We start from the raw sequence: 8,787 nt of genomic DNA, 5'->3' as shown, positions 1-8,787 counted from the left end.
TCCCAGTTCCTGCCCTTGTAGGAGACCTTGCCACTACTCTGCCCTTGCCAGGCCGGATAGCACGATGTCGGTGCCGGCGTCGGCGTCGGCGTCGGCGTCGGCGTCGGCGTAGGCGTCGGCGTCGGGGTCGGGGTCGGCGTCGGCGTCGGCGTCGGCGTCGGCGTCGGCGTTACCGAACCACAAGGACCGAGGTCTTTCCACGGGCCCCATTGATCGGCGCCGGGCACGTCACTTGCACTGGCCCACCACTTTGCCTCCCAGTTCCTGCCCTTGTAGGAGACCTTGCCACTACTCTGCCCTTGCCAGGCCGGATAGCACGATGTCGGTGCCGGCGTCGGCGTCGGCGTCGGCGTCGGCGTCGGCGTCGGCGTCGGCGTCGGCGTCGGCGTCGGCGTCGGCGTCGGCGTCGGCGTCGGCGTCGGCGTCGGCGTCGGCGTTGCACCAGTGTCGACACCCAGGTCCTGCCACAGGGTCGGCGTTGTCGACGGAGTCCAGCCCGCGCCGACATAGGCGGTGTGCGTAGTCAGCGCCTTGTAGTCATGTCCCTGGTAGTAAACGATGGTACCGGCGGCGTAGGTATTGCCCTCGGCCCAGGTCGGATAAGCGGCATAAGCCTGCACCATCGCCAGTGCAGCCGGCATCGCCGCCAATGCAAAACGGTTGAAACGCAACATCGTGTTCACCATCCTTTTTTGCGTGAGCGTGGCCGCACGGCAGGGACACGGCCACGCTGGTGCGTGCCGGCAACCTGGAACGGCCAGGCAAGATGGACGGCCGAATGGCCGCCATGCGAACAGAAAACAGAGCGAAAACGTCGGATACCGCAGGCCCGGAGCGGAACGGCGTCCGGTTACGACACGCTGATATCGCACCGCCGTGCACCCGCATCACGGTCGCAACCGCGAGCGGCAACCCGTCCGGCATACGGATCCTTCAGGCCAAAAAAAACCGGCCGCAACATCTGCGGCCGGTTTGGCTGACGCTTACGGCAGCGCCTTCAGCGCGGCCTTGGCCGGCACCGAGAAGTTGTAGCCGTCGTGCTTGTCCCAGTTGATCGACCAGGTCATCACGCCGCGATAGTCCGGGTAAGCCTGCTTCGGCTTCACGGTATCGCAACCCACCAGTTGGGTCAGGCAAGTCAGCGCGTTCTTGACGGTAGCCGCGGTCACGAAGCCACGGCCGGCCGACGACGGACCGCTCGGTACGCCGAATGCAACCTGGTCAGGACGCAGGCCCTTGAACTCCCAGCCGGCGCCGTAGTTGACCTTGAAGCCTTCGATCAGCATCAGCGAGCCACCGACCAGTGCGTCGACGGTGCCTTCGTTCAACGTGCGGCCATCGGTGTAGGTAAAGCCGCCGTTGTTGTAGTACTGAACGTGGATCATGTTCAGGTCGTTACGCAGGCCGTCGATGATCCCGAGGTAAGCACCCCAGATCCCCGAGTACGCCACATAGCCACCCTGGACGTACGGGTGTTCCGGCGCCATCGACAGGTAGAAGGTCGGGCCGACCTTGGCCTTGAGCTGCTGCACGGCGCTGATCAGGTTGCCGATGATCGGCGTGCCCTGCACCACACCGGCGCCGCTTTCGAGGTCGAGGTCGATACCGTCGAAACCGTACTTGGTGATGATGGCGTACAGCGAATCGACGAAGTTCTTCACGTCGGCGGCGGTCGACAGGGTCATCCGGCCTTCCTGGCCGCCGAGCGACAGGATCACCTTCTTGCCCTTGGCGCGCTTGGCGGCGACATCGGCGATGAACTCGGCTTCGGTGCCGGCGTTCTTGTCGAGGTTGAATGCCACCTTGCCTGCGCCGGCATCGTCGGCGAAGGAAATCATGATGACGTCCCAGTCATCCGACACATTGCGCAGCGGAATCGCGTCACCGGCACCGTTGGTGAAGTTGTGCCAGTAACCGATCAGCGCGTGCTTGGGCAGGCCAGCGCCCGACGGCGTCGGCGTCGGAACAGGCGTCGGTGCCGGAGTCGGAGCGGGTGTCGGGGTCGGAACCGGGGTCGGCGCCGGTGTAGGAGCAGGCGTCGGAGTCGGAACAGGCGTCGGCGCCGGCGTGGGAGCCGGAGTCGGCGTTGGGGCCGGCGTTGGGGCCGGGGTCGGTGCAGGCGTCGGGCTCACCGGGCCGCAGACACCCAGATCGTTCCAGGGCTTGCCGTCACCGGTGTTGCTCGACGGCACGTCGCCCTGTGTCCACCACTTGGCCGAATAGGTATGGCCGTTGTAGCTGACGGTCGCACCGCCGTTGTAGGACGCAGTCGACGACCAGGCCGCTGCAGTGCAACCGGCCGACGGCGTCGGCGCCGGCGTGGGGGCCGGTGTCGGTGCAGGCGTCGGTGCGGGCGTGGGGGCCGGCGTCGGCGCAGGTGTCGGTGCCGGGCTCGGCGTACCGGTGCTGGCACCGACCAGCTTCCACAGCGTCGGGCTCGACGCCGGGTTCCAGTTGGCGCCCACGTAGGCGGTGTGGGTCACCAGCGCCTGATAATCATTACCGCTGTAGGACACGTAAGTGCCCGCGGTGTAGGTCTGACCTTCCTGCCAGGCCGGATACGCCGCGTAGGCGTGCACGGCGAAGAGCGCTGCCGGAATGGCAGCCAGCGCAAAGCGATTGAACATTGACATCTCTCCTCACTGCTTTCTGTTTGGCACCGTATCGTGGCGCCTGTGAAAAGGCCCCCCCGAAAACCGGGAGGGCCCAGGGATCACGTACTCATTCGAGCCGGATCATTACTCGCCTTACTGACGAATCTTGGCCATGGCCGAGGTCAGTTCGCCGTCAGCGGTGTCACCGTCCGATTCCCAGGCGAAGACGCCACCCAGACCCTTGGCCTTGGCGTAGTCAACCTTGTTCTGGATGTCGGTCGGGGTGTCGTAGCTCCACCACGTGGTGCCGTCGTACTTGTACGACTGCTTGGTCACCGGGTGGTAGCGCAGCGTGCCGGCGGCGTTCTTCAGGATCTTGTAGTCCTCGATGCCGGCTTCGTACGTACCCTTGGCTGCGCCGGTAGCGGTCTGGTACAGGCCATCACCATTCGGGCCGGCCTTCACACCGGTCCAGCCACGGCCGTAGAACGGGATGCCGAGGTGGAGCTTGGTTGCCGGCGCGCCGGCAGCCAGCAGCGCGGACACAGCGCTGTCGGTGTTGTACGTCGAGCCTAGGCCCGGCTTGCCGGTCTTCGGATCGAGGTAGTTCGGGCTGGCCGGATCGGCGTACAGATGGGCCTGGAAGTCGGTCGGACCTTGAGCAGCCCAAGCGCCGTTGTAGTCGTACGACATGATGTTGATCCAGTCCAGATACTGGCTGTACTGGGCCGGTTCGGTCATCGCGATCTTGTCGCTACCCGCACCGATGGCGACGGTCAGCAGATACTTCTTGCCGGAGGTCGTGCCGTAGGCGTCGAGCTGTTCGCGGAATTCCTTCAGCAGCAAGGTGAAGTTCTGCTTGTCGCCATCGGACACGGTGTTGGTACCCACGCCCTGCACGCCCGGGAATTCCCAGTCGATGTCGATACCGTCGAACACGCCTGCACCGGTACCTGCACCACCCGAGTTCGAGCCCGAGTCGTACTTCAGGTTGCCCTTGATGTACTGGTCGATGCACGACGACACCAGTGCCTTGCGGCCTGCGTCGGTAGCAGCAGCTGCCGAGAACCACTTGGACCAGGTCCAGCCGCCCAGCGAGATCAGCGTCTTCAGTTGCGGGTTCTTGGCCTTCAGCTTCTTCAGCTGATTGAAGTTGCCCTTCAGGCTGCCAACGCCGTCAGCACCCCAGGCATCAGCCACACCGTCAACCGATTCGGCAGCCGAGAAGCCCTTGTTGTACGCAGCCCACGAATCGCCGCCGTCGCCGTTGCCGGATTCGGTGCGGGTGATGCTGGCATCGCACTTATAGGTACCGTCTGCTTGCTTGAAGATGTTGCCGAACGAGTAGTTCAGGAAGGTCAGCTTGGCAGCCTGGCCGCTGGTCTGGACGTTCTTCAGGAAGAAGGCGCGACCGTAGATCGACCATTCGGCGAAGTACGAACCCACTTGCTTGCTGCCGCTCGGGGTCGGAGCCGGGGTCGGAGCAGGCGTCGGAGCCGGGGTCGGAGCAGGCGTCGGAGCAGGCGTCGGAGCCGGGGTCGGAGCAGGCGTCGGCGCCGGGGTCGGAGCAGGCGTCGGCGCCGGGGTCGGAGCCGGGGTCGGAGCCGGGGTCGGAGCAGGCGTCGGAGCCGGGGTCGGTGCAGGCGTCGGAGCCGGGGTCGGCGTAGCCGTACCTTGCAGTTCCCACGGGCCGTACTGGTCAGCGCCCGGAATATTGTTCTGCGTCCACCACTTGGCCTTGTAGGTCGCGCCGTTGTAGCTCACGCACTGGCCAGCGGTGTACACGCCGGTGCTCGTCCAAGCTGCGCAACCGCTCGGCGTCGGAGCCGGGGTCGGCGTAGCAGTCGGGGTGGGCGTCGGAGCCGGAGTCGGAGCAGGCGTCGGCGCCGGGGTCGGTGCAGGCGTCGGAGCTGGGGTCGGCGTAGCGGTCGGCGTCGGGCTCGGGGTACCGGTGCTGGCACCGATCAGCTTCCACAGCGTCGGGCTCGAAGCCGGGTTCCAGTTGGCGCCGACATAGGCGGTGTGGGTCACCAGCGCCTGATAGTCATTGCCGCTGTACGACACATAAGTGCCGGCGGTGTAGGTCTGGCCTTCCGCCCATGCCGGGTAAGCCGCATGAGCCTGAACAGCAAACAGAGCGGCCGGAATGGCTGCGAGAGCAAAACGATTGAATTGCGACATTAGAAGCGTCTCCATCCTCTTATGATTTGGCGTTATTCACGCGCATCCACTGGTCATATCGGCCGTCTTTGTTTGGTCAGCTTATTGTCAGACTATCCGGTATCACCAAGCTGCAAACGCTCACCTTGGGGTGTAGTCGCTTGCGGTGAGGTTCATTAGCGGGGAGCGCGGGATCAAAGTCAATAAGCTAGGCGGGGGCCGTTTATCGGCCGGATAGACGTCATTTTTGCCTGGTAGTGGTTCGCTACCGGAACTACACATGACAACGATATTGCAATGCAGCAATCAGGGCAAAAAATCGCCAAATCCGCGCGCAGATTGCGTAGCTGCTTGTTTTGCACTGCAACATTTGAATTCACTGATGTAGGTTTTTGAATCTACGGCGTGTAGTTGCTGGCGATTAAACTACGAGCAACGTTGCTGGTGACGCAACGTCACCGTACCGTTTTCGGGACGGCCCGGTACCAGCCCGGCGAACATAGCTTTCTCAATCCGTACAAACAAAAAACCGACAAGTAAGAAAAAATGCAATCGAAGGAAAATTGCTGCGCAATTGAGCGGTTTTGTCTGACGGACAAGCGGTTGAAACTGGTATTACAAGGTGGAGTGCGATGGCATTACGCCATCGTCATGGGCGATTACCCAGATCCCAACGGGCGCAGTACCACTTGGTCTGGCGGTTGGCCAGGCCGACCAGCACGCTGCCGGTGGCGGAGAGAAAGCGCGGATACGGTCCGGGCAGCGGCGTGAAGCGCATGCCGAGCCGCTCCTCCAGCCGAGCCCGGACCGCATCGACCGGCTGGGCGATCAGCGCCCCGACGATGAGCGTGCCGCTCTCGGGCGGATTGGTGAAGACTTCCTTGGCCAGCACACCGGCCAGATCGGCATTCTGTGCGTCGAACCAGTCGGCCCCGCCCCAGCTGCGCAGCGGCTTGCCGAGATGGCGGCTGAAGTAGTCCTGCCAGTAACCGGTCGACCATTCACCGCGACACGACAGCGCAGCTTCGACACGGTCGCCGAAATGCGACGGCAAGGCCGCGCCCTTGGCCGCCAGCGCCGGCAAGCATGAAAAAACCGCCATGCACAGCGGGGCGACAAAACGCGCGAGCCGTGTCATGGCGGTTCGTTCGGGCAAGGCCGGATCAGCCGCTGTTGCGCAGGCCGGCGGCAATACCGTTGATGGTCAGGTGGACCGCATGCTGGACATCCTCGCTCTCGTCACCGGCGCGCAGACGCTTGAGCAGTTCGACCTGCAGGTGGTTGAGCGGATCAAGATACGGCAGGCGGTTGTCGAGGCTGCGCGACAGCATCGGGTTGTCCGCCAGCAGTTCCTCGTGCTCGGTGATCGCCTTGACGACGTCGACCGCGCGCTGCCATTCGGCCTTGATCCGGCCGAAGATGCGACGGGCCAGATCCTGATCGTTGACGAGTTCCGAGTAGCGCGCGGCAATCGCGATGTCCGACTTCGCCAGCACCATTTCCATATTGGAAATCGTCGAGGTAAAGAACGGCCAGTCGCGATACAGCTTGCGCAGCGTCTCGAGACCCGGCTCGCCGGCGGTGTCGAGGTATTCGGTCACAGCGGTGCCGAAGCCGTACCAGCCCGGCAGCATCAGCCGGCACTGCGACCACGAGAACACCCACGGAATCGCCCGCAGGTCGCCGATCGAGTTGGTCGCCTTGCGGGCGGCCGGACGCGAGCCGATGTTCAGGCTCGGGATTTCGCCGATCGGCGTGGCTTCGCGGAAGTAGGTAACGAAGTCCGGCGTTGCGAACACCAGATCGCGGTAGGCGCGATAGGCACGGGCCGACAGGTCGTCCATCAGCGCCAGCGCGGCCGGATCATCGGTCGGCTCGCCGTTGTGTTTCGGCAGGCTGGCCTCGAGCGTTGCCGACACGAGGATTTCGAGGTTGCGGCGGCCGACTTCACGGTCGGCATACTTGGCCGCAATCACTTCGCCCTGCTCGGTAATGCGGATCTGGCCCGCGACCGAACCGGCCGGCTGCGCCAGGATCGCATCGTGCGCCGGGCCACCGCCGCGCCCGACCGTACCGCCACGGCCGTGGAACAGGCGCATCTTGAAACCGGCAGCATCGAAGACCTTGACCAGCGTCTGTTCGGCCTTGTACAGCTCCCAGTTCGAAGTGAGATAACCGCCGTCCTTGTTGGAGTCCGAGTAGCCGAGCATCACTTCCTGCACGCCGTTGCGGCAGCCCAGCATCTGGCGCCACTGCGGAATCGCGAACAGCTCGGTCATGATCTCGCCGCAGATGCGCAGGTCGGGAATCGTTTCGAACAGCGGAATGATGTTGATCTTGGCGACCGTCGTCGGCGACAGCTGCACAAGGCCGACTTCGTTCAGCAGCACCGCGACTTCGAGGATGTCCGACACCGACTCGCAGTTCGAGATGATGTAGTTCGGCAGCACCGCCTCACCGTAGCGCGACTGGATTTCCTCGGCGGCGCGGTAGATGTCGATCTCCTTCTGCGTCTCGGCCGTGTACTCGATGTACGGGCAGATCAGCGGACGCGGGCTGGCCAGTTCGCGCAGCAGCACGACGCGGCGACTGGCCTCGTCGAGCTTCAGGTAGTCCTCGAGCCCGGCCTTTTCGAACAGCTCGGCGATCACCTTGTCGTGGATGCCCGAGTTCTGGCGCATGTCGACCGGCGCCAGATGGAAGCCGAACACGCTGACCGCGCGCTGCAGGCGGCGCAAGCGGCCCTGGCTCAGCTTGGTGGCGCCATGCGCCTTGAGCGAATTGCTGATCACCGACAGGTCGGCGGCCAGTTCCTGGGCGCACTTGTACGGCTCGGCCCGGACCACGTCGTGCAAGGTCTGGTGGAAGGTACCGATCTTGACCGCGGTCGCGAAAATGCGCGCGCCGACGTGCGACACGGCCAGCCGGTACGGCTCTTCGCCCTTGTGCGCGCGCTCTTCCGGCGTGGCCTTTTCGGCCAGCTGCTGCAGCGTTGCGTCGACCTGGACCAGACGGGTCGACATCGACAGCTCGCCTTCGAGCTTCTGGCATTGCTGGTAGTAGTAGTCGAGTGCGACGCCGGACTGGCGCGACACCGCGTAACGCATCACTTCGGCGGTCACGAACGGGTTGCCGTCACGGTCGCCGCCGATCCAGCTGCCGACCTGCAGGAAGTTCGGCAGCTCGACCTTCTTGCCGGTCAGCGCCGCCAGCTTGTCCTCGAGGTCGAGGATCAGTCGCGGCACTTCGTGCAGGAAGGAATTGCGGAAATACGTCGTGCCGTTCTCGATTTCGTCCTGCACGCGCAGCTTGACGGTGCGGATCTCGCGCGTCTGCCACAGAGTGATCAGCACGCGTTCGAGCGCATCCTGATTGGCCTGCAGCTCTTCCGGCGTCATCGCATTGCGGTCACGTTCGGCCAGCAGCTCGCCGACGGCGCGGTGACATTCGAGGATGGTCTTGCGTTTGACTTCGGTCGGATGCGCCGTCAGGACCGGCACGATCAGCGTTTCGTTCAGCAGCGACAGGATTTCGGCCGGCTTGACGTCGCGGGCGCTGAGGCTCTCGATCGCGCCGGCGATGCTGCCGCGCTGCGGCGCCGAACCGGCGATCTTGTGCGCGCGACGACGACGATTGTGGTGCAGATCCTCTGCTATATTCGAAAGGTGAGAGAAAGAACTGAAGCCGCGGACCAGCGCCATCGCATCGGCCAGATCCAGTGTCGACAGTGCTCTCGCCAGCGCCTGACCGGCTGCCGGGTCATGCCCCTGCACGTATTTGAGCGCAAGCTCGCGGATCGCTTCAATCTGCTCGGCAGCAGCGCTGCCAGATTGTTCACGAATGGTATCGGCCAACACGCGGGACAGAAGGTCCAGATCACGCGCAAGCGGCAGGTCTTTCTCGGCAATCGGTTCTAGTACGGACATGGGCGGCTCGGCAGCGGCTATTTATAGGCAAAATGTTCCCCATTGTAGCAACAAGTCGTCGCAACAGAAGCCCTTCGCCATCGCTTTGCCCCACCGGAGCGCCGCCC

The 8,787-nt window shown here is 64.1% G+C and carries 5 protein-coding genes; all 5 read right to left on the bottom strand.

Translation table 11 applies throughout. The features are described from left to right. Positions 1 to 674 (bottom strand): carbohydrate-binding protein (locus JMJ54_RS17400; RefSeq protein WP_373310159.1); only part of this gene is annotated, 674 nt, incomplete at its 3' end. 309 nt (positions 675 to 983) lie between these two features. Beyond that, the gene (locus tag JMJ54_RS17395) at positions 984 to 2,627 is read right to left on the bottom strand and encodes a chitinase (RefSeq protein WP_239000170.1); all 1,644 of its coding nucleotides are present in this window, start codon (positions 2,625 to 2,627) and stop codon (positions 984 to 986) included. A 120-nt stretch (positions 2,628 to 2,747) separates the two neighbouring features. Continuing rightward, positions 2,748 to 4,775 (bottom strand): glycosyl hydrolase family 18 protein, encoded by a 2,028-nt coding sequence (locus JMJ54_RS17390; protein ID WP_203539828.1) that lies wholly within the window; start codon positions 4,773 to 4,775, stop codon positions 2,748 to 2,750. A 628-nt stretch (positions 4,776 to 5,403) separates the two neighbouring features. Next, positions 5,404 to 5,892 (bottom strand): hypothetical protein, encoded by a 489-nt coding sequence (locus JMJ54_RS17385; RefSeq protein WP_203539827.1) that lies wholly within the window; start codon positions 5,890 to 5,892, stop codon positions 5,404 to 5,406. Between the two features lie 25 nt (positions 5,893 to 5,917). Continuing rightward, the gene (gene ppc, locus JMJ54_RS17380; RefSeq protein WP_203539826.1) at positions 5,918 to 8,680 is read right to left on the bottom strand and encodes a phosphoenolpyruvate carboxylase; all 2,763 of its coding nucleotides are present in this window, start codon (positions 8,678 to 8,680) and stop codon (positions 5,918 to 5,920) included. Between the last annotated feature and the right edge of the window lie 107 nt (positions 8,681 to 8,787).

The sequence above is a fragment of the Jeongeupia naejangsanensis genome (assembly GCF_016865585.1).
Classification (GTDB): domain Bacteria; phylum Pseudomonadota; class Gammaproteobacteria; order Burkholderiales; family Chitinibacteraceae; genus Jeongeupia; species Jeongeupia naejangsanensis.
The sequence above is the reverse complement of the archived record's forward strand: the minus strand, read 5'-3'. Positions and strand labels throughout refer to the sequence as shown.